Below are 20,913 nucleotides of genomic sequence, written 5' to 3' on the forward strand. Positions count from 1 at the left end.
TTATAAAATAAATTTAAATATGACTTAACTAAAATTTCAGCAAAGATGAAATAAGTGATTTGTGTTAAATTTTCGTAAAATCAAACACTCGACATCCTTTCTTTTTGCGGAAAAGGTGTTATACCTAAATATACCTGCTTCATGGATATAATATTCAGGATTGGCGAAAGGACGCACTGCTGTGTGTACTGGAGGATCTGTCTGATGTCGGGCAGATCCTGTTTTTTTATTATCTCACTTTCACGCCGCGATTATTTTTCTCGCTTCCCGTCTGAACTGCGTAATTAATGATTCAGCCAGGGGCGTCTGACGTGAATCGCGGCGCTGAATTAAATAATATGCAGCTTTTGGAAGCGATTCGACAACCGGTAGCATGACCAGACGGTGCGCCAGCAGCGGGTCACAGCCTAACTCCTGCGGCAATATGCTTAGAAAATCACTTTGTGCAACCAGGCTTATGCAGGAAGAAAAGGTTTCGCAGACCACACCAATTCGCGGTATTTGCGAGCGATGGCTAAATACCTCTTCTAACTGCTTATAATAACTTCCCCGCGGCGTCGGCATTGTCCAGTTATAATGCAGGAGTTCGTTAATCGACGTTGCCCCCGTTGCCGGATGCCCTTCGCGACAAAATACCGCAAATGGCTTCTCAAAGAGTTTTTCAAACGTAAATTCCTGGTCGTAAGGTCCCTGATAATAAGTATTGATAGTGAAATCCAGCTCTCCCTGCCGTAATTCGTTGATCATCGACACCAGCTGCCCTTCCATTATCCGCACTTTGACCTGCGGATGTTGAGCATGAAAGCGGGTGATAACGGCGGGCATCAGGCTGCGCGAAACGCTGGCCCCCATCCCGATGTTGATCTGCCCGGCCTGTTCCCCCTGCCGCTGACGAATGTCATCCTGCGCCGCGCGCAGCTCTTCCAGAATTAGCCGGGCGCGCTGGTAAAAGCCCTCACCGCATTCGGTCAACGCCACGCCCTTACTCCTGCGCACGAAAAGCTGCGCCGCCATGCCCTCCTCCAGCTCTTTGATGGATTTGGTCAGCGCCGGCTGCGAAAGATTCAGCGTCCTGCTGGCACCGCGAATGCTGCCCTGACGAGCGACTTCAACAAACGCCCGGAGATGATGGAATTTAACCTGAAATGACATAGCCCGACCGATAACCGTTGTTTATCAGAGTAAAGAAACTGTCATCTACTTTACTGGAAAGGGATGTGCGAGGGTAATTCCTGAACGGTTAAAACTGTGAAAAATCGGTTAGTGATAAGTAAAAACTATCACAGCGTGAAGCAGTTCACATATTTTCATGATGACAGGAACAGATATGGACACACTGGCGCAGTACATCCAGACGTTAACCCCGCAGCTGAGCGCGTGGCGTCGCGATTTTCACCATTTTGCGGAATCCGGCTGGGTAGAGTTTCGTACCGCCGCGAAAGTTGCGGAGACCCTGGACTCGCTGGGTTACGAACTGGCGATGGGGCGCGACGTGGTCGATGCCGAAAGCCGGATGGGGCTTCCCGATGAGGCAACCCTGGCGCGAGAATTTGCCCGCGCGCGCAAGCAAGGCGCGCCTGAGAAATGGCTGGCGCCGTTTGAAGGCGGCTTTACCGGCATTGTTGCCACCCTGAATACCGGCCGCCCTGGCCCAACCGTGGCGTTTCGCGTGGACATGGACGCCCTTGATTTAAGCGAAGCGCTCGACAACAGCCATCGCCCGTTCCGCGACGGGTTTGCCTCCTGCAATCCGGGCATGATGCACGCCTGCGCACACGACGGCCACACCACCATTGGTCTGGGGCTGGCACAGGTGCTTAAGCAGAATGAAGCCCGGCTGAACGGCACCATCAAGCTGATCTTCCAGCCTGCCGAAGAAGGCACGCGCGGCGCGCGCGCCATGGTTGCCGCCGGGGCGCTGGATGACGTGGACTATTTCACGGCCATTCATATTGGTACTGGCGTGCCTGCCGGGACGGTAATCTGCGGCAGCGATAACTTTATGGCCACCACCAAGTTCGACGTGAGCTTCACCGGCGTGGCCGCACACGCGGGCGGTAAGCCGGAGGACGGGCGTAACGCCCTGCTCGCCGCCGCGCAGGCCGCCCTCGCCCTGCACAGCATCGCTCCGCACAGCGACGGCGCATCCCGGGTGAACGTCGGCGTGATGCAGGCGGGCAGCGGGCGCAACGTGGTGCCCGCGAATGCCCTGATCAAAGTTGAAACCCGCGGCGAAAGCGAAGCGATTAATCAGTATGTCTTTGAACGCGCGCAGGCCGCCATTACCGGCGCGGCGGCGCTCTATGGCGTGAGCGCCGAGATACGCCTGATGGGGGCTGCCACCTCCAGCGCGCCGACACCGGCATGGGTGGATTATCTGCGCGAACAGGCGAGCCAGGTTTCCGGGGTTGTTCATGCCATCGATAAGGTGAAAGCGCCAGCGGGTTCCGAAGACGCCACGCTGATGATGGCCCGCGTGCAGCAGAACGGCGGCATGGCGTCCTATATGGTGTTTGGCACGGATTTGAGCGCCGGACATCACAACGAAAAATTCGACTTCGATGAGCAGGTCATGACTATCGCCATCGAAACGCTGGCGCGAACAGCGCTCAATTTCCCGTGGACGCGAGGTGTGTGATGCAGGAGAACTACGCTTTTATTGCCGATGCGATCGACACGCGATGTCGGACGTTAACCGATATTGCCGACGCGATCTGGGATCGTCCCGAAACCCGCTTTGAAGAGTTCTGGTCCGCCGAGCGGCTGGCCAGCGAGCTGGAAGCTGAAGGCTTCACGCTGACCCGCGAGGCAGGCGGTATTCCCAATGCCTTTATCGCCAGCTTCGGCAGCGGAAAACCGGTTATCGCCCTGCTGGGCGAGTACGACGCGCTGGCCGGGTTAAGCCAGCAGGCACACTGCGCGACGGCGCAAACCGCCACGCCGGGGGCTAACGGCCACGGCTGCGGACATAATCTCTTAGGCACCGCGGCGCTTGCGGGCGCGGTGGCGGTGAAAAGCTGGCTGGAGCAGAACGGCGGCAGCGGAACGGTGCGTTTTTACGGCTGTCCCGGTGAAGAAGGCGGCTCCGGGAAAACCTTTATGGTGCACGAAGGGCTGTTTGATGACGTCGATGCCGCCGTCACCTGGCACCCGGAAGCCTTTGCCGGGATGTTTAACGTCAGTACGCTGGCGAATATTCAGGCCGCCTGGCGTTTTCACGGCGTGGCGGCGCACGCGGCCAACTCTCCTCACCTGGGACGCAGCGCCCTGGACGCCGTGACGCTGATGACCACCGGCACCAACTTCCTTAACGAACACATCATCGAGAAAGCGCGCGTCCATTACGCCATTACCGACACCGGCGGGATTTCGCCCAACGTGGTGCAGGCGCAGGCCGAGGTGCTGTACCTGATCCGCGCCCCGGAGATGGCGGATGCGCAGCAGATCTACGAGCGCATCGAGAAAATCGCCCAGGGCGCGGCGCTGATGACCGAAACGACCGTCGAGTGCCGCTTTGATAAAGCCTGCTCCAGCTACCTGCCGAACCGCACGCTTGAGGCGGCGATGTATCGCGCCCTGCAGCACTACGGCACGCCGGAGTGGACCGACGAAGAGCGAGAGTTTGCCCGCGAGATCCGCGCCACGCTGACGCCCAACGATCTGCAAAATAGCCTGAAAAATATTGCCGCCACGGGTGGTGAAGCGGGTAAAGCCTTTGCCCGTCGTCATCAGGCGACGCTGCTGGTGGATGAAGTCGCGCCTTATGCCGTCACCGACAACGTGCTGGCAGGCTCAACCGACGTGGGTGACGTCAGCTGGAAAATGCCGGTCGCCCAGTGCTTCAGCCCCTGCTTTACCGTCGGCACGCCGCTGCATACCTGGCAACTGGTATCTCAGGGGCGAACCTCTATTGCCCACAAGGGCATGCTGCTGGCCGGGAAAGTGATGGGCGCGACCGCGCTGAATCTGCTGCAGGACGCGGCGCTGCTGAAAAAATGCCGTGAAGAGTTCGAACAACAACTAGAAGAAAAACCGTACGCGTGTCCGATCCCACCGGGCGTGACACCGTCACCTTTAAAATAAAAAAACACAACAACACAACACTCCCGAGGAACGCCCATGAGTATGTCATCCATACCTTCGCATTCCCCATCCGGTAAGCTCTATGGCTGGGTTGAAAGGATCGGCAATAAAGTGCCGCACCCTTTCCTGCTTTTTATCTATCTGATTGTGATTTTGATGGTCGCCACCGCCGTGCTCTCCGCCTTTGACGTCAGCGTGCGCAGCCCGGCCGACGGCAGCCTGGTGGCGGTGAAAAACCTGCTGAGCATTGAAGGGCTGCACTGGTTTTTACCCAACGTGATTAAAAACTTCAGCGGATTCGCCCCGCTCGGCGCCATTCTGGCGCTGGTGCTGGGCGCCGGGCTGGCTGAACGCGTCGGCCTGTTGCCCGCATTGATGGTGAAGATGGCTTCTCACGTCAGCGCGCGCTACGCCAGCTACATGGTGCTGTTTATCGCCTTCTTCAGCCATATCTCCTCCGACGCCGCGCTGGTGATCATGCCGCCGATGGGGGCGCTGATCTTCCTCGCCGTCGGGCGCCATCCCGTGGCGGGCCTGCTGTCCGCGATTGCGGGGGTGGGCTGCGGTTTTACCGCTAACCTGCTGATCGTGACCACCGACGTGCTGCTCTCGGGCATCAGTACGGAGGCGGCGAAAACCATTGATGCGGCCATGCACGTCAGCGTGATCGACAACTGGTACTTTATGGCAAGCTCGGTCATTCTCCTGACGATTGTCGGCGGGCTGATTACCGATAAGATCGTCGAGCCGCGCCTGGGCAAATGGGAAGGCCGTAGCGATGAAAAGCTGGAGACGCTGAGCGAAGCGCAGCGCTTCGGCCTGCGCGTGGCGGGGATTGTCTCGCTGGCGTTTATCGCCGCGGTGGCGCTGATGGTGGTGCCGGAAAACGGCATATTGCGCGATCCGGTTAAACATACTGTCCTGCCCTCGCCGTTTATTCAGGGCATCGTGCCGCTGATTATCCTCTTCTTCTTTGTTGTTTCGCTCGCCTACGGTATCGCCACCGGTAAAATCCGTCGCCAGGGTGACCTGCCGCAGCTGATGATCGAGCCGATGAAGGAGATGGCGGGCTTTATCGTGATGGTGTTCCCGCTGGCCCAATTTGTGGCGATGTTTAACTGGAGCAACATGGGCAAGTTTATGGCCGTGGGCCTCACCGACGCGCTGGAGGCAGCCGGGCTAAGCGGCGTACCGGCGTTTGTCGGTCTGGCGCTGCTGTCATCCCTGCTGTGCATGTTTATCGCCAGCGGCTCCGCCATCTGGTCGATTCTGGCCCCGATCTTCGTGCCGATGTTTATGATGCTGGGGTTCCACCCGGCTTTCGCGCAGATCCTGTTCCGCATCGCGGACTCTTCGGTTATCCCGCTGGCGCCGGTTTCGCCGTTTGTTCCGCTGTTTTTAGGCTTCCTGCAGCGCTATAAACCCGAGGCCAAACTGGGTACCTACTATTCTCTGGTTTTACCCTACCCGCTTATCTTTTTAGGGGTATGGCTGGTGATGCTGGTGGCGTGGTATCTTGTCGGCCTGCCGATTGGGCCGGGGATCTACCCGAGGCTGAACTAAGGGAATGAGGATGCTGAGATTACTCGAAGACAAGATTGCGACGCCGCTTGGGCCGCTGTGGGTGATCGCGGACGAGCAGTTTTGCCTGCGCGCCGTTGAGTGGGAAGAGCACAGCGGCCGCATGGAAGAACTGCTTGCGATTCACTACCGCGCCCAGGGGTATGAACGTATCCGCGCCACCAATCCGGGTGGACTGAGCGACAAGCTTGCGGCGTACTTCGAAGGCGATCTCAGCATCATCGACACGCTGCCCACCGCCACGGCGGGCACGCCTTTTCAGCGCGAAGTGTGGCAGGCGCTGCGGGCCATTCCCTGCGGGCAGGTGATGCATTACGGCCAGCTCGCGGCGCAGTTAGGTCGCGCTGGGGCCGCACGTGCCGTAGGTGCCGCGAACGGCTCTAATCCGGTCAGCATCGTGGTGCCCTGCCATCGCGTTATTGGCCGCAACGGCACCCTGACCGGCTATGCCGGTGGCGTGCAGCGAAAAGAGTGGTTGCTGCGTCACGAAGGGTATCTCTTACTCTAGTTCCCAGGCTTTTTGTGCTTAATTTTCTTCCGGTTAGGCTAAAAATCCATAATCAAGCTGTGGAATTTCAAGAAGATGGCGACACATTGCCGTCTCTTGTCCTTATTGAGGGTTTGTCAGGCTTACGTACTTACCAAAAAGATGTTAAAATTGACCAATATCAATTAAGGCTTGAGCAAACCTATGATCCCGGAAAAGCGAATTATACGACGCATTCAGTCTGGCGGTTGTGCTATCCATTGCCAGGATTGCAGCATCAGCCAGCTCTGTATCCCGTTTACCCTGAATGAGCATGAACTCGATCAGCTTGATAATATTATCGAGCGTAAAAAGCCTATTCAGAAAGGGCAGACGCTGTTTAAAGCGGGAGACGAACTGAAATCGCTCTATGCTATCCGTTCTGGCACCATCAAGAGCTACACCATCACCGAACAGGGCGATGAGCAGATCACCGGCTTCCATCTGGCGGGTGACCTGGTAGGCTTTGATGCCATCGGTACGGGCCACCACCCGAGCTTTGCTCAGGCACTCGAAACCTCGATGGTTTGCGAAATTCCGTTTGAAACCCTGGACGATCTGTCCGGCAAGATGCCTAACCTGCGTCAGCAGATGATGCGTCTGATGAGCGGTGAGATCAAAGGCGATCAGGACATGATTCTGCTGCTTTCTAAAAAGAACGCAGAAGAGCGCCTGGCCGCGTTTATCTACAACCTCTCCCGCCGCTTCGCCGAGCGTGGCTTCTCGCCGCGTGAATTCCGTCTGACCATGACGCGTGGCGATATCGGTAACTACCTGGGTCTGACCGTGGAAACCATCAGCCGTCTGCTGGGCCGTTTCCAGAAAAGCGGGATGCTCGCCGTTAAGGGTAAATACATCACTATCGAAAACGGTGAAGCGCTGGCCGTTCTTGCCGGGCACGCCCGCAACGTGGCGTAAACGCCATACGTATACTGCCAGACCGATAAATTTTCCTGATTTATGGGTCTGGCCTGTCACCCCGTCTTTTATCTGCCCTTTTCACCGCAGCACGTCCCCACACAGCACCCAAAAGGGTCTCGTTGAGGTTATGAATTGAGAGAAAGTTTGTTTTTCGTTTCAGTCGTGATTGCCTCAGTGACCTTTATCTTCATCTGGATCATGCTTGTCGGCCCAATGAAGGGGGAGGAAAAAACCTACGTTCAGGATTCCACGACCTTTGCGATAGCGGTGATGGTGCTGCTGTTTATTGCGTTTATCGCGGTAACGACCACGGTGCTTTTCCTCTGATAAATTTTCATGAATTATTGATCTGGCAAAAGCTCTCCTCTGTTTCATTCAGGATATATAGGTTACTCTTTTAATTACAGACTGTGGTGACAGTAGTAAGGAGACCTGTATGGCCAAGTATCAAAACATGCTGGTAGCAATCGATCCGAATCAGGACGATCAGCCGGCATTACGACGTGCTGTGTATTTACATCAACGGATTGGTGGCAAAATCAAAGCGTTTTTGCCGATCTATGACTTCTCGTATGAGATGACCACCCTTCTGTCGCCTGACGAGCGCACCGCTATGCGTCAGGGCGTCATCAGCCAGCGTACCGCATGGATCCGCGAACAGGCGAAGTATTACCTGGAAGCGGGCGTGCCCATTGATATCAAAGTGGTCTGGCACAACCGACCTTTCGAAGCCATCATTCAGGAAGTCGTTGCCGGTGGGCACGATCTGCTGCTGAAGATGGCGCACCAGCATGACAAGCTGGAATCCGTGATCTTCACCCCGACCGACTGGCACCTGCTGCGTAAATGCCCTTGTCCGGTCTGGATGGTGAAAGACCAGCCGTGGCCTGAAGGCGGGAAAGCCGTTGTGGCGGTAAACCTCGCCAGCGAAGAGGATTACCACAATTCGCTGAACGAGAAGCTGGTGAAGGAGACCCTCCAGCTTGCCGACCAGGTCAACCACACCGAAGTGCATCTGGTAGGTGCCTATCCGGTTACCCCGATTAACATCGCCATTGAGCTGCCGGAATTTGACCCGAGCGTGTATAACGACGCCATCCGCGGTCAGCACCTGCTGGCCATGAAAGCGCTGCGCCAGAAATTCAGCATCGATGAGAAGATGACCCACGTGGAAAAAGGGCTGCCTGAAGAGGTGATCCCGGACCTGGCTGAACACCTGCAGGCGGGGATTGTCGTGCTGGGTACCATTGGACGTACCGGTATTTCTGCCGCCTTCCTCGGCAACACCGCCGAGCAGGTGATCGACCATCTGCGCTGCGACCTGCTGGTTATCAAGCCGGATGAGTACCAGACGCCGGTTGAGCTTGACGATCCGGAAGACGATTGACCCGCAAGATAAAAAAAAACCGTCGGCGAACCGGCGGTTTTTTTTGCCGGGTGGCGGCTACGCCTTACCCGGCCTACGGGTTTGGTAGGCCCGGTAAGCTTGCGCCACCGGGCTTTACCCTGTCAGAGCGCTTTCAGAATCGCATCCACGCTGGCTTTGGCATCGCCAAACAGCATGTGGGTGTTCTCTTTGAAGAACAGCGGGTTCTGCACCCCGGCATAGCCGGTATTCATTGAACGTTTAAACACGATCACGTTCTGCGCCTTCCACACTTCCAGAACCGGCATCCCGGCGATTGGGCTACGCGGATCGTCCTGCGCCGCCGGGTTAACGGTGTCGTTAGCCCCAATGACCAGCACGGTGTCGGTGTCGGCGAAATCATCGTTGATCTCGTCCATCTCCAGCACGATGTCGTAAGGCACTTTCGCCTCCGCCAGCAGCACGTTCATGTGGCCTGGCAGACGCCCCGCCACCGGGTGAATACCAAAGCGCACCTTGATGCCGCGCGCGCGCAGCTTCTCGGTGATTTCCGCCACCGGATACTGCGCCTGTGCCACCGCCATGCCGTAGCCCGGGGTGATAATGACCGAGTGCGAGTTTTTCAGCATCTCGGCGGTATCTTCCGCGCTGATCTCACGGTGCTCCCCCACTTCCTCATCGGAGCCGGTAGACGAGCCGTCAGAACCAAAGCCACCGGCGATGACGCTGATGAACGAGCGGTTCATCGCCTTACACATGATGTAAGACAGGATCGCACCGGAAGAACCCACCAGCGCACCGGTGACGATCAGCAGGTCGTTGCTCAGCATAAAGCCCGCCGCCGCCGCCGCCCAACCGGAGTAGGAGTTCAGCATGGAGACCACCACTGGCATATCCGCACCACCGATGGACGCCACCAGATGCCAGCCGAAGGCCAGCGCGATGATAGTCATCACCAGCAACGCCAGCACCTGCAGACCGACGCTTTCGGTACGCACGAAGACCACCAGCAGCACAAACGACACCACCAGCGCCGCCAGGTTCAGCTTATGGCGGTTTGGCAGCATCAGCGGCTTAGAGGAGATCTTCCCGCGCAGCTTGCCGAACGCGACAATGGAACCGGTGAAGGTGACCGCACCGATGAAGATACCGAGGAACACTTCCGTCAGGTGAATATTCACCAGAATCGGTTCCAGACCTGGCGTGTGGTACAGGTAGCTGTTGAAGCCCACCAGCACCGCGGCCAGACCCACAAAGCTGTGCAGAATCGCCACCAGCTCCGGCATCTCGGTCATTTCAACGCGTTTCGCCAGGCGAATACCAATCGCACCGCCGATGATCATCGCCACCAGGATCCACGCCACGTTGCCGGTGTCCGGCCCGAAGATGGTGGCAATCAGCGCAATCGCCATCCCGGCGATACCAAAGTTATTCCCCTGCTGAGACGTTTCGTGTTTGGAAAGCCCCGCCAGACTGAAAATAAACAGGATTGCAGCAACAATGTATGCGGCTGTCACTAATCCTCCAGACATATGCTACCCCTTAGCCTTTACGAAACATTTTCAGCATGCGCTGAGTCACGGTGAAACCACCGAAAATATTGATACTGGCGATCAGCACCGCGATAAAGCTCAGGAAGCTGATCCAGCCGCCGTGGCCAATCTGCAGTAACGCCCCCACCACGATGATCCCGGAGATGGCGTTGGTCACCGACATCAGCGGCGTATGCAGCGCATGGGAGACGTTCCACACCACGTAGTAGCCCACGACGCAGGAGAGCGCGAAGACGGTAAAGTGGCCGAGGAACTCTTTCGGCGCGACGTCAGCCAGCCAGCCGAACAGAATAATCACCAGCGCCATGATCGCGTATTTGCGCCACGGGGAAGCCGGTTTGGCAGGTTCTTTTGGTTCAGGCGCCGCTTTAGGCGCTGCCTGAGGCTGGGCCGAAACCTGAATCGGTGGCGCAGGCCAGGTAATTTCACCTTCACGCACCACGGTCACACCGCGCACCACCACGTCGTCAAAATCGACGGTGATGTTGCCGTCTTTCTCTTTGCAAAGCAGCTTCAGCAGGTTGACGAGGTTGGTGCCGTACAGCTGAGACGATTGCGTCGGCAGGCGACCCGGCAGATCGGTATAGCCGATCACCTTCACGCCGTTTGCGGTCGTGGTCACCTGATTCGCTACGGTATATTCGCAGTTGCCGCCGTTTTGCGCGGCCAGGTCGACAATCACGCTGCCCGGCTTCATGGAGTCCACCATCTCACGGGTAATCAGCTTCGGCGCCGGTTTACCCGGGATAAGCGCGGTGGTCACAATGATGTCGACATCTTTCGCCTGCGCGGCGAAGAGTTCCATTTCGGCTTTGATAAAGGCTTCGGACATCACCTTCGCATAACCATCACCGCTACCCGCTTCTTCCTTGAAGTCCAGCTCAAGGAATTCGGCCCCCATACTCTGGACCTGTTCTTTCACCTCAGGACGGGTATCAAACGCGCGAACGATAGCGCCCAGACTGTTTGCCGCACCGATGGCAGCAAGTCCCGCCACGCCCGCGCCAATCACCATCACCTTCGCCGGAGGGACTTTACCCGCCGCGGTGATCTGACCGGTAAAGAAGCGACCAAATTCGTGGGCCGCTTCAACAATGGCGCGGTAGCCCGCAATGTTTGCCATCGAACTTAAGGCGTCCAGCGACTGGGCGCGCGAAATACGCGGCACGGAGTCCATCGCCATCACGGTGACGCCGCGCGCGGCCAGTTTTTCCATCAGCTCAGGATTTTGCGCAGGCCAGATAAAGCTCACCAGCGTGGTGCCCGGATTCAGCAGCGCAATCTCACTCTCTTCCGGTGCGTTGACCTTCAGAATAACCGGCGACTGCCACACGTCGGCACCGTCCACCACTTCCGCGCCAGCCTGAATAAAGGCCTCGTCATCGAAACTCGCCAGTTTGCCCGCGCCGCTTTCAACTGCGACGGTAAAACCCAGCTTAAGCAGTTGCTCCACCGTTTTCGGTGTTGCCGCTACGCGGGTTTCATTGGCTAACCGTTCTTTTGGTACCCCAATACGCATAGTTTTCCCTTCCATCGGTTTTTGATGATGGTTTAACGATAAGTGCCCGCGGTTTGTATCATTTTTCGCCATCACGCAAGCAATGAGACACAATTCACCCCGGAAAATAAAACAGTAACAAACTGTCTATAACCTACTGAAAATAGCGGCCGTGATCTACCGCCAGAAAACACTATTTCTTACTTTATCTGTGAAAAATAAGCGATCGGCGTCACTGACAGTGATATTTACCTTAAATTCATCGCCAGAACCGATAATTCGCGCAAGCGAAGCGGTAAAAACATGATATAGCGCCATAAGAGAACAACTTATTAACATTAAATTAACTTGTAAAAGTCATAAGCTTTATCAGTTTTACTTGTCAAACGCGTGTTTTTTCAACATATCACTAAATGTTATCGAATAAGGTGATTCAGTGAGCACAGGCAGTGAAAAATGGCGCAGACAGCGACGGGTTTTAAATGCCATAATCGGGACCGTCTCAAATTAACAACAATACCAGTACATGGTTTGCGCAAGGCGAAGGATCATTTTTATGAAGCTTAAGAACACACTCCTGGCGTCCGCACTTCTCTCCGCGACCGCCCTGTCTGCGAATGCCGCAACAGAGTTAACGCCGGAGCAAGCGGCAGCGTTAAAACCTTTTGACCATAAGGTCATTGTGGGTCGTTATAATTCTATTGGCGACGCCGTCGCCGCTGCATCAAAGGCCGCTGATAAAAACGGGGCAGCCTCGTTTTATGTTGTTGACCAGTCTGATAACGGCAACAGCGGTAACCAGCGCGTGACCATTGCGCTGTATAAGGACAACGCGCCAAAAGCTGACGCACCGAAAAACCGCGTGATTAACGGTGTTGTTGAACTGCCGAAAGATCAGGCAATTGCGCTGGAACCGTACGACACCGTCACCGTTCAGGGCTTTTACCGCAGCCAGCCTGAAGTGAACGATGCCATCACCAAAGCCGCGAAAGAGAAAGGGGCCTACTCTTTCTACATCGTGCGTCAGGTCGATGCTAACCAGGGCGGCAACCAGCGTATTACCGCGTTCATCTATAAAGAAGATGCGAAGAAACGCGTTCTGCAGAGCCCGGATGCGATTCCGGCAAACTCAGAAGCCGGTCGCGCGGCGATAGCGAAAGGCGGCGAAGAAGCGAAGAAAGTGGAAATCCCAGGCGTCGCAACGACGGCTACGCCAAGCGCTGAAGTGGGCCGTTTCTTTGAAACGCAGTCCACGAAAGGTGGCCGTTATTCGGTTACGCTGCCAGACGGTACCAAAGTTGAAGAGCTGAACAACGCCACTGCCGCGCAGATGGTGCCGTTCGACAGCATCAAATTTACCGGCAACTACGGCAACATGACGGAAGTCTCTTACCAGGTCGCGAAGCGTGCGGCGAAGAAAGGGGCGAAGTTCTACCACATCACCCGCCAGTGGCAGGAACGTGGTAACAACGTGACCATCAGCGCCGATCTGTACAAGTAACAAAATCGTTTAAGAAAGGCGGCGCAATGCCGCCTTTTTTGTTACTTTTTTTGAATTTCTGCCACACGTCATTGCATGCTTTCGTTACACTCCGTAAAATCCCGCGCCTTAGTGTGATCCACCATTTTTATGCGCCTGAGCGAAATAATTATTCTGGATTTTGACCTTTCATAACAGGAAGCCAATGGAAAAGAAACTTGGCCTGAGTGCTCTGACTGCACTCGTTTTAAGCTCAATGCTGGGTGCAGGCGTATTCAGTTTGCCGCAAAATATGGCGGCCGTCGCCAGCCCGTCTGCCCTCATCATTGGCTGGGGCATTACGGGTGTCGGAATATTGCTGCTGGCCTTCGCCATGCTGCTGCTGACGCGCATTCGCCCGGATCTGGACGGCGGCATTTTCACCTATGCCCGTGAAGGCTTCGGCGAGTTGATTGGCTTCTGCTCCGCCTGGGGATACTGGCTGTGTGCGGTGATCGCCAACGTCTCCTATCTGGTGATCGTTTTCTCGGCCCTCAGTTTCTTTACCGATACGCCTGAGCTGCGCCTGTTTGGCGACGGGAATACCTGGCAGTCTATTGTGGGCGCCTCGGTGTTACTGTGGTTCGTCCACTGGCTGGTGCTGCGTGGCGTACAAACGGCCGCCAGCATTAACCTGGTGGCGACGCTCGCGAAACTGGTTCCGCTCGGCCTGTTTATCGTTCTGGCCTTCATTGCGTTCCGTATGGACGTGTTCACGCTCGATTTCAGCGGCGTTGCGCTGGGCGTCCCCGTCTGGGAGCAGGTGAAAAACACAATGCTGATTACCCTGTGGGTGTTCATCGGTGTTGAAGGCGCGGTTGTGGTTTCTGCCCGGGCCCGAAATAAACGCGATGTGGGCCGCGCCACGCTGCTGGCGGTACTGGCCGCGCTCGGGGTCTATCTGCTGGTGACGCTGCTGTCGCTGGGCGTGGTGGCGCGTCCTGAACTGGCTGAAATGCGTAATCCGTCAATGGCGGGCCTGATGGTGAAAATGCTCGGCTCCTGGGGCGACGTGGTGATTGCCGCTGGCCTTATCATCTCCGTCTGCGGAGCCTACCTGAGCTGGACCATCATGGCGGCTGAAGTGCCTTTCCTGGCCGCGACGCACAAGGCGTTTCCACGCCTGTTTGCGCGTCAAAACCAAAACAGCGCGCCGTCTGCCTCACTCTGGCTGACCAACATCAGCGTTCAGATCTGTCTGGTGCTGATCTGGCTCACAGGTTCAGACTATAACACGCTGCTGACCATCGCCTCGGAGATGATTCTGGTACCCTATTTCTTAGTGGGTGCGTATCTGTTAAAAATTGCCACACGCCCGGCGCATTATGTCGTGGGTGTCGGAGCCTGTATTTACGGCCTGTGGTTGTTGTATGCTTCCGGACCTATGCATCTGCTGCTGTCGGTGGTGCTGTACGCACCGGGTCTGCTGGTGTTCATCTACGCCCGCCGCACGCATCAGCTGGAGAACGCGCTGAAACGCCGTGAGATGGCCTTAATTGGACTGTTACTGGTTGCTGCCGTGCCGGCAACCTGGATGTTAGTGGGATAGCATCGCCTTTCCCATTGTTGAACTGTAAAGGAGAATACGATGGGAAATGCACCGCTTCGCCCCATACTGATCACCGGCGGAGGCCGCCGTATCGGCCTCGCCCTCGCCCATCATTTTCTCAACCTTCGCCATCCGGTCATTGTCAGCTACCGCACGGAATACCCGTCGATTGAAGGGCTGCGCAAAGCCGGGGCGGTTTGCATTCAGGCTGATTTTTCAACCGATGAAGGCATTCTGGCCTTTGCGGAAAAGGTGAAATCCACCACAACGGGTCTGCGCGCCGTGCTCCATAACGCCAGCGCATGGCAGGCCGAAAAGCCGGGTACGTCACTCAGCGAAACGCTCTCCGCCATGCTGCAGATCCACGTCAATGCCCCTTATCTGCTTAACCACGCTCTGCAGGATCTACTCCGCGGCCACGGGCATGCTGCGGGCGACATCATTCACTTCACGGATTATGTGGTGGAGCGCGGCAGCGACAAGCACATTGCCTATGCGGCCAGTAAAGCCGCGCTGGATAACATGACCCGCTCGTTTGCCCGCAAGCTCGCCCCCGAGGTGAAGGTGAACGCCATCGCCCCGGCAATGATCTTATTCAACGAAAACGATGATGCGGAGTATCGCCAGCAGGCGCTGAATAAATCGCTGATGAAAATTGCCCCGGGCGAGAAAGAGGTCATCGACCTCGTGGATTACCTGCTCACCAGTTGCTACGTCACCGGCAGAACCTTTGCCGTGGACGGCGGCCGACCGCTGCGCTAGTGAAAGCGGCTCCAGAAGAAAATTAACACCCAGGCGCTGAGCCCCCAGCAGACCACCGCCCCGCTCAGCGCCAGGGGAAGACGCAGAAAAGCGGTGAAATACCACAGCGAAAGCAGGTAGAGAAAATACGGGATGATTGACCACATGCCAAACACGATGGTCGTGCGTAACGCTTCCGTGCCGCGTTCAGACGCCACAATATAGTGGGCAATGAGTGCAAAAGTCGGGAAGAGAGGGATCAGCCCGGCAATATAGTAGTTTTTCGTTTTTGCCAGAATGCCAATCAGCAACACCACCAGCGCACCCAGCGCGGCTTTGATCACCAGAGCCATCGTTTTCCTTATAATAATCAACTCACCCTATGGGCCAGAATAACGGAACCGGCGTTAATTTTGAAAGATTAATGGAAGGTTAAGGTTTCGCGGTGTATGTTGGCTTTTTTCACGAAAACAGACGCTGTATGAATAAGATTGTTTATGTTGAAGACGAACCCGAAGTCGGGCAGCTGATCGCCGCCTATCTGGGTAAACATGATATGGACGTCATTGTTGAACCTCGTGGCGATCGTGCCGAAGAGGTGGTCGTCCGTGAAAACCCGGATCTGGTGCTGCTGGATATCATGTTGCCGGGCAAAGACGGCATGACGCTCTGCCGCGACCTGCGCGCCCGGTGGGAGGGCCCTATCGTCCTGCTCACCTCACTGGACAGCGATATGAACCATATTTTGTCGCTGGAGATGGGTGCCAATGATTACATTCTGAAAACCACACCGCCTGCCGTCCTGCTCGCTCGCCTGCGCCTCCATTTACGCCAGCACGCCAGCATCGAACGCGAAGCACCGGCGCCGTCTCTGACGCCGCACAAAGCGATGCGCTTCGGTACGCTGTCTATTGATCCGATTAACCGTCAGGTGCTGCTCTCTGGCGAGCTTATCGCCCTTTCCACCGCAGATTTTGACCTGCTGTGGGAGCTGGCAACGCATGCCGGGCAGATCATGGACCGTGACGCGCTGCTGAAAAACCTGCGTGGCGTAAGCTATGACGGAATGGACCGCAGCGTGGACGTGGCGATTTCGCGTCTGCGCAAAAAACTGCAGGATAACGCCACCGAGCCCTACCGTATTAAAACCGTGCGTAATAAGGGCTATCTGTTTGCCCCACATGCGTGGGAAACCTGATCGCCGGACAGGATAACCTGCGCGAAATAAAGGCATTACGCGACAATGCCCTTCTTTCGCGCGTTTATTTTTACGTTTGCGCAACAATTAACTTGCTAAGCACGCAAACTATTCCATAATTACCTTCTCGACTCTCCTTTCTTCAGCTCGCCCCGCTCTTGCGATTGTTTTACTCATTTTCGCCGTGAAGCTTTCACGACATCTCTCCAATAAATCTTGAAATGAGGATTTAAGCTCATGAATTATGTATAGCTACGGTCAGGTAGAAGCGATAAAAACCAATCTTGAGTGGATTGTTAATCAGGCAACCCTGAACCACGCCTCCCCCTCACGCACCGATCAAAAAGCGCTCTTTGACCTGCTGGAACTCATCCAGTCTTACGAAATACTGCTGGATCTCATCAGCGAATACGGAACGGATGTGATTGATACGCACATTGCAGAAGGCCTGGCCGTGACGGAAAAATTCATCGCCAAGGTAAAAAACAGCGCGAAAGCCGTCTAACACGCTCGACAGACGTGAAAAACTCGAAGGGTTTTCATGTATATTCTGCACATAGCGTTTTTGCGGTGAGATCCAATGAAAAAGCTGTTTGTGCAGTTTTATCTTTTACTGTTTGTCTGCTTCCTGGTGATGACCATGCTGGTCGGCCTGGTCTATAAATTTACCGCCGAACGCGCGGGCAGGCAGTCTCTGGACGACCTGATGAAAAGCTCGCTCTATCTGATGCGCAGCGAGCTGAGAGAGATCCCGCCACACGACTGGGCGAAAACCCTGAAAGAGCTGGATCTCAATCTGTCATTCGATTTACGCATCGAGCCGTTGAAAGATTTCGATCTGGACCCGCCCGCCATGCAGCGTCTGCGCGACGGGGATATCGTCGCGCTGGATGAGAAATACACCTTTATCCAGCGAATTCCGCGCAGCCATTACGTGCTGGCCGTCGGGCCGGTGCCCTATCTCTATTATCTGCATCAGATGCGCCTGCTGGACATGGCGCTGATGGCCTTTATCGCCATTTCACTCGCGTTTCCGGTTTTTATCTGGATGCGCCCGCACTGGCAGGACATGCTGAAACTCGAATCCGCCGCACAGCGTTTTGGCGAGGGGCATTTTACAGAGCGTATTCACTTCGACAGCGGTTCCAGCTTTGAACGTCTGGGCGTGGCCTTTAACCAGATGGCCGATAACATCAATGCCCTTATCGCCAGCAAGAAACAGCTGATCGACGGAATTGCGCACGAGCTGCGCACGCCGCTGGTGCGCCTGCGCTATCGTCTGGAAATGAGCGAGAACCTGACGGAAGCAGAGTCTCAGGCGCTTAACCGCGACATTGGCCAGCTTGAAGCGCTGATTGAGGAGCTGCTGACCTACGCGCGCCTCGATCGCCCGCAAAACGAGCTAAACCTCAGCACGCCGGATCTGCCCGCCTGGCTGCAAACCCACATTGACGACGTTCAGAGCGTGAACCCGCAGCGTACGCTATTGACGCGCGTCACGCCGGGTGATTACGGCGCGCTCGATATGCGCCTGATGGAGCGCGTGCTGGACAACCTGATGAACAACGCCATGCGCTACAGCGAAAGTACGCTGCAGATTGGGCTGGATCTGCAGGGCAATCAGGCCCGCCTGACGGTAGAGGATGACGGACCGGGGATTGCCCCGGAGGCACGCGAAACCGTGTTTGAACCGTTTGTCCGCCTCGATCCCAGCCGCGATCGCGCCACCGGCGGATGCGGTCTGGGGCTGGCAATCGTCCACTCTATCGCGCAGGCGATGGGCGGCACGGTGCATTGCGAGGAGAGCGAGCTCGGCGGCGCGCGCTTCTGCTTTAGCTGGCCGGTGTACCATAACATCGCCCTTCCCGTCCCTGCCTGACTTCAACCGCACGCTGGCCTGACCCGGCGTGCTGTGCTATATGATAAGTATGTTGTAACTAATGAGAGTGCTTATGGCGACCTACGATCTTATCGAACGGCTGAACAGCACGTTTCGGGAAATAGAACACGAGCTGCTGACCCTGACAGAACGTTTGCAGACCTGCCGGCTGCTGGCCGCGCGCGTCTTTACCCTGCCCGAGGTGGCCAAAGGGGCCGAGCACGATCCGCTGGACACCATCGACGTGAAGCAGCACATCGGCAGGGCCGCACTGGAGCTGGCGATGAAACACTATCGCCATCTTTTTATCCAGCAGCAGTCTGAACAGCGCAGCAGCAAGGCGGCCGTACGGCTGCCGGGCGTGATCTGTCTGCAAACCGATGCAGTAGCGCGCGAGGCGCTGGAAAGCCAGATTGCCCATATCAACAGTCTGAAAGCGGCATTTGAGAAGATCGTTACCGAAGAGTCGGGCCTGGCCCCCGCCGCCCGGTTTGAGTGGGTGCACCGTCAGCTTCCGGGGTTAATTACCCTGAATGCCTATCGCACGCTGACGGTTCTGCGCCATCCCGCCACGCTGCGCTTCGGCTGGGCGAATAAGCACATCATTAAAAACTTCACCCGGGATGAAATTCTGGCGCAGCTGGAAAAGAGCCTGAAGACGCCGCGCACCGTCGCGCCGTGGTCGCGTGAGCAGTGGATCGAGCGCCTGGAGCAGGAGTACCACAGCATCGCCTCGCTGCCAGCGGATACGCGCCTCAAAATTAAGCGCCCGGTGAAGGTGCAGCCTATCGCCCGCGTCTGGTATTCCGGCCAGCAAAAACAGGTGCAGTATGCCTGTCCAACGCCGCTGATTGCGCTTTATGATGCCGATCAGGGGGCTATCGTGCCGGATATTGGTGAGTTGCTGAATTACGATGCTGAAAATGTCCAGCACCGTTACCGACCTCAGGCGCAGCCGCTTCAGCTCATTATTTCGCGGCTGCACCTGTACGTGGCGAGTTGATTATTTCAGACTGCCAACCATCGCCTCAGGGCGCACCCAGGCATCAAACTCCGCCTCCGTCAGATAGCCCAGCGCCAGGGCGGAGGCTTTCAGCGTCAGCCCCTCCTTATGCGCTTTTTTGGCGATCTCGGCGGCTTTATCGTAGCCGATATGGGTATTGAGCGCGGTCACCAACATCAGCGACTCATTTAACAGCTGGCTGATGCGCTCGCGGTTTGGCTCGATCCCCACCGCGCAGTGTTCGTTAAAGCTCTCCATGCCGTCCGCCAGCAGACGAATCGATTGCAGAACGTTGTGGATCACCATCGGGCGATAGACGTTCAGCTCGAAGTTGCCGGATGCACCGCCCAGGTTGACGGCCACGTCGTTGCCCAGTACCTGACAGCAGAGCATGGTCATGGCTTCGCACTGGGTCGGGTTGACTTTACCCGGCATGATGGAGCTGCCCGGCTCGTTTTCCGGAATGCTGATTTCACCGATGCCGCAGCGCGGGCCCGAGGCCAGCCAGCGCACGTCGTTGGCGATTTTCATTAGCGACGCCGCCAGCCCTTTCAGCGCGCCGTGGGTGTGGACCAGCGCATCGCAGGTCGCCAGCGCTTCGAACTTGTTGGGCGCCGTGATGAACGGCTGTCCGGTTATGGCCGCAAGCTCCTCCGCCACGCGCACCGCATACTCCGGATGAGTGTTTAACCCGGTGCCGACCGCCGTGCCGCCGAGCGCCAGCTCCGCCAGGTGCGGCAGGCTGTTTTCAATATGCTTCAGGTTGTGTTCCAGCATCGCCACCCAGCCGGAAATCTCCTGGCCGAGCGTCAGCGGCGTGGCGTCCTGCAGGTGCGTACGGCCAATTTTGACGATGTCGCGGAAGGCCTGCGCTTTCTCGTTGAGCGTGGATTTGAGGACGTTGAGCTGGGGGATAAGCTGCTCGCGGATAGCAATCACCGCCGCCACGTGCATGGCCGTGGGGAAGACGTCGTTAGAACTCTGGCTCTTGTTGACGTCATCGTTCGGGTGGACCTTGCGCTCCATGCCGCGCACGCCGCCCAGCAGTTCGCTGGCCCGGTTCGCCAGCACTTCGTTCATGTTCATGTTGCTCTGGGTGCCGGAACCGGTCTGCCAGATGGCGAGCGGAAATTCGTCGGGATGCTTGCCCGCCAGCACTTCGTCGGCGGCATTTATGATGGCGGTGGCCCTGTCTGCCGCCAGCAGGCCTAAATCCTGGTTCACTTTCGCGGCTGCGCGTTTGGTGAGCGCCAGCGCCTGAATCAGCGAAGCGGGCATTTTTTCAGTCGAGATACGGAAATGCTCCAGCGAACGCTGGGTTTGCGCGCCCCATAGCTTGTCGGCCGGGACGTCGATGGCGCCCATCGAGTCTTTCTCATGGCGTACCGTGGTCATTACTTTCTCCTTGATAACACTGTCGGGATTGCTCACATGCTTAAGGGATAAGTATTGATGACTTCTGAGAAACGGTATGGCGCTTTGTGCGCTCTTTTTGG

General features: G+C 56.6%; 19 protein-coding genes. 14 read left to right on the top strand and 5 right to left on the bottom strand.

Annotated elements, in window-relative coordinates; genetic code table 11:
• Positions 1–240: 240 nt before the first annotated feature.
• Positions 241–1,152, bottom strand: a complete 912-nt coding sequence (locus B498_RS15135; RefSeq protein WP_008500536.1) for a LysR family transcriptional regulator — start codon at positions 1,150–1,152, stop codon at positions 241–243.
• A 175-nt stretch (positions 1,153–1,327) separates the two neighbouring features.
• Between B498_RS15135 and B498_RS15130 the strand changes: the two genes are divergently transcribed.
• The 7 genes from B498_RS15130 to uspE all read left to right on the top strand — a co-directional run bounded on the left by B498_RS15130 (position 1,328) and on the right by uspE (position 8,498).
• Positions 1,328–2,638, top strand: coding sequence for a M20 family metallo-hydrolase (locus B498_RS15130; protein WP_008500537.1), 1,311 nt, complete (start codon positions 1,328–1,330; stop codon positions 2,636–2,638).
• Positions 2,638–4,083: a M20 family metallopeptidase gene (locus B498_RS15125; RefSeq protein ID WP_008500538.1), complete on the top strand. Its 1,446-nt coding sequence runs from the start codon at positions 2,638–2,640 to the stop codon at positions 4,081–4,083. Before B498_RS15130 ends, B498_RS15125 begins: the two co-directional genes overlap by 1 nt.
• A gap of 36 nt (positions 4,084–4,119) precedes the next feature.
• The gene (gene abgT / locus B498_RS15120; protein WP_008500539.1) at positions 4,120–5,646 is read left to right on the top strand and encodes a p-aminobenzoyl-glutamate transporter; all 1,527 of its coding nucleotides are present in this window, start codon (positions 4,120–4,122) and stop codon (positions 5,644–5,646) included.
• A gap of 10 nt (positions 5,647–5,656) precedes the next feature.
• Entirely contained in the window at positions 5,657–6,172 is a 516-nt protein-coding gene (gene ogt / locus B498_RS15115) for a methylated-DNA--[protein]-cysteine S-methyltransferase (RefSeq protein WP_008500540.1), read from the top strand.
• Positions 6,173–6,355: 183 nt separating this feature from the next.
• Positions 6,356–7,108, top strand: a complete 753-nt coding sequence (fnr, locus tag B498_RS15110) for a fumarate/nitrate reduction transcriptional regulator Fnr (protein ID WP_006174991.1) — start codon at positions 6,356–6,358, stop codon at positions 7,106–7,108.
• Positions 7,109–7,255: 147 nt separating this feature from the next.
• Positions 7,256–7,438: a hypothetical protein gene (locus B498_RS15105; RefSeq protein WP_014883604.1), complete on the top strand. Its 183-nt coding sequence runs from the start codon at positions 7,256–7,258 to the stop codon at positions 7,436–7,438.
• A 109-nt stretch (positions 7,439–7,547) separates the two neighbouring features.
• Entirely contained in the window at positions 7,548–8,498 is a 951-nt protein-coding gene (gene uspE, locus B498_RS15100; protein ID WP_008500542.1) for a universal stress protein UspE, read from the top strand.
• A 122-nt stretch (positions 8,499–8,620) separates the two neighbouring features.
• Here uspE and pntB read toward each other — a convergent pair whose 3' ends face one another.
• Entirely contained in the window at positions 8,621–10,009 is a 1,389-nt protein-coding gene (pntB, locus tag B498_RS15095; protein WP_021241158.1) for a Re/Si-specific NAD(P)(+) transhydrogenase subunit beta, read from the bottom strand.
• 10 nt (positions 10,010–10,019) lie between these two features.
• Entirely contained in the window at positions 10,020–11,549 is a 1,530-nt protein-coding gene (gene pntA / locus B498_RS15090) for a Re/Si-specific NAD(P)(+) transhydrogenase subunit alpha (RefSeq protein WP_008500544.1), read from the bottom strand.
• 535 nt (positions 11,550–12,084) lie between these two features.
• Between pntA and ydgH the strand changes: the two genes are divergently transcribed.
• The 3 genes from ydgH to folM all read left to right on the top strand — a co-directional run bounded on the left by ydgH (position 12,085) and on the right by folM (position 15,358).
• Positions 12,085–13,029 (top strand): DUF1471 family protein YdgH, encoded by a 945-nt coding sequence (gene ydgH / locus B498_RS15085; RefSeq protein ID WP_008500545.1) that lies wholly within the window; start codon positions 12,085–12,087, stop codon positions 13,027–13,029.
• Between the two features lie 184 nt (positions 13,030–13,213).
• Complete coding sequence (locus B498_RS15080; RefSeq protein WP_008500547.1) at positions 13,214–14,596, top strand: amino acid permease; 1,383 nt, start codon at positions 13,214–13,216, stop codon at positions 14,594–14,596.
• 39 nt (positions 14,597–14,635) lie between these two features.
• Positions 14,636–15,358: a dihydromonapterin reductase gene (folM, locus tag B498_RS15075; protein WP_008500548.1), complete on the top strand. Its 723-nt coding sequence runs from the start codon at positions 14,636–14,638 to the stop codon at positions 15,356–15,358.
• Here the strand turns inward: folM and B498_RS15070 are convergent.
• On the bottom strand, positions 15,355–15,690 hold the full coding sequence (locus tag B498_RS15070; protein ID WP_008500549.1) for a GlpM family protein: 336 nt from the start codon (positions 15,688–15,690) through the stop codon (positions 15,355–15,357). The two genes, folM and B498_RS15070, sit on opposite strands and share 4 nt — an antisense overlap.
• A gap of 128 nt (positions 15,691–15,818) precedes the next feature.
• On the opposite strand from B498_RS15070, the gene rstA reads away from it, so the two are divergent.
• From rstA to tus, 4 genes are all read left to right on the top strand, one after another.
• Positions 15,819–16,535 carry a two-component system response regulator RstA gene (gene rstA / locus B498_RS15065; RefSeq protein ID WP_021241154.1) on the top strand — a complete coding sequence of 239 codons (717 nt, stop codon included), beginning with the start codon at positions 15,819–15,821 and terminating at the stop codon, positions 16,533–16,535.
• Positions 16,536–16,779: 244 nt separating this feature from the next.
• Positions 16,780–17,040: a hypothetical protein gene (locus B498_RS15060; protein WP_008500551.1), complete on the top strand. Its 261-nt coding sequence runs from the start codon at positions 16,780–16,782 to the stop codon at positions 17,038–17,040.
• Between the two features lie 75 nt (positions 17,041–17,115).
• Positions 17,116–18,414, top strand: coding sequence for a two-component system sensor histidine kinase RstB (gene rstB, locus B498_RS15055; protein ID WP_008500552.1), 1,299 nt, complete (start codon positions 17,116–17,118; stop codon positions 18,412–18,414).
• A 73-nt stretch (positions 18,415–18,487) separates the two neighbouring features.
• Positions 18,488–19,417: a DNA replication terminus site-binding protein gene (gene tus / locus B498_RS15050; protein ID WP_008500553.1), complete on the top strand. Its 930-nt coding sequence runs from the start codon at positions 18,488–18,490 to the stop codon at positions 19,415–19,417.
• Here the strand turns inward: tus and fumC are convergent, their stop codons facing one another.
• Entirely contained in the window at positions 19,418–20,812 is a 1,395-nt protein-coding gene (gene fumC, locus B498_RS15045) for a class II fumarate hydratase (protein ID WP_008500554.1), read from the bottom strand. It abuts the gene before it with no gap.
• Positions 20,813–20,913: the final 101 nt, after the last annotated feature.

It is taken from the genome of Enterobacter sp. SST3, assembly GCF_000286655.1.
GTDB classification, from domain to species: Bacteria; Pseudomonadota; Gammaproteobacteria; order Enterobacterales; family Enterobacteriaceae; genus Enterobacter; species Enterobacter roggenkampii.

Coding starts and splice junctions, on each gene's coding strand:
- abgT (WP_008500539.1), top strand. CDS start 4,120: ATGAGTATGTCATCCATACCTTCGCATTCCCCATCCGGTAAGCTCTAT.
- ydgH (WP_008500545.1), top strand. CDS start 12,085: ATGAAGCTTAAGAACACACTCCTGGCGTCCGCACTTCTCTCCGCGACC.
- B498_RS15070 (WP_008500549.1), bottom strand. CDS start 15,690: ATGGCTCTGGTGATCAAAGCCGCGCTGGGTGCGCTGGTGGTGTTGCTG.
- B498_RS15125 (WP_008500538.1), top strand. CDS start 2,638: ATGCAGGAGAACTACGCTTTTATTGCCGATGCGATCGACACGCGATGT.
- ogt (WP_008500540.1), top strand. CDS start 5,657: ATGCTGAGATTACTCGAAGACAAGATTGCGACGCCGCTTGGGCCGCTG.
- fumC (WP_008500554.1), bottom strand. CDS start 20,812: ATGACCACGGTACGCCATGAGAAAGACTCGATGGGCGCCATCGACGTC.
- B498_RS15080 (WP_008500547.1), top strand. CDS start 13,214: ATGGAAAAGAAACTTGGCCTGAGTGCTCTGACTGCACTCGTTTTAAGC.
- uspE (WP_008500542.1), top strand. CDS start 7,548: ATGGCCAAGTATCAAAACATGCTGGTAGCAATCGATCCGAATCAGGAC.
- fnr (WP_006174991.1), top strand. CDS start 6,356: ATGATCCCGGAAAAGCGAATTATACGACGCATTCAGTCTGGCGGTTGT.
- pntA (WP_008500544.1), bottom strand. CDS start 11,549: ATGCGTATTGGGGTACCAAAAGAACGGTTAGCCAATGAAACCCGCGTA.
- folM (WP_008500548.1), top strand. CDS start 14,636: ATGGGAAATGCACCGCTTCGCCCCATACTGATCACCGGCGGAGGCCGC.
- B498_RS15135 (WP_008500536.1), bottom strand. CDS start 1,152: ATGTCATTTCAGGTTAAATTCCATCATCTCCGGGCGTTTGTTGAAGTC.
- B498_RS15060 (WP_008500551.1), top strand. CDS start 16,780: ATGTATAGCTACGGTCAGGTAGAAGCGATAAAAACCAATCTTGAGTGG.
- B498_RS15130 (WP_008500537.1), top strand. CDS start 1,328: ATGGACACACTGGCGCAGTACATCCAGACGTTAACCCCGCAGCTGAGC.
- pntB (WP_021241158.1), bottom strand. CDS start 10,009: ATGTCTGGAGGATTAGTGACAGCCGCATACATTGTTGCTGCAATCCTG.
- rstA (WP_021241154.1), top strand. CDS start 15,819: ATGAATAAGATTGTTTATGTTGAAGACGAACCCGAAGTCGGGCAGCTG.
- tus (WP_008500553.1), top strand. CDS start 18,488: ATGGCGACCTACGATCTTATCGAACGGCTGAACAGCACGTTTCGGGAA.
- rstB (WP_008500552.1), top strand. CDS start 17,116: ATGAAAAAGCTGTTTGTGCAGTTTTATCTTTTACTGTTTGTCTGCTTC.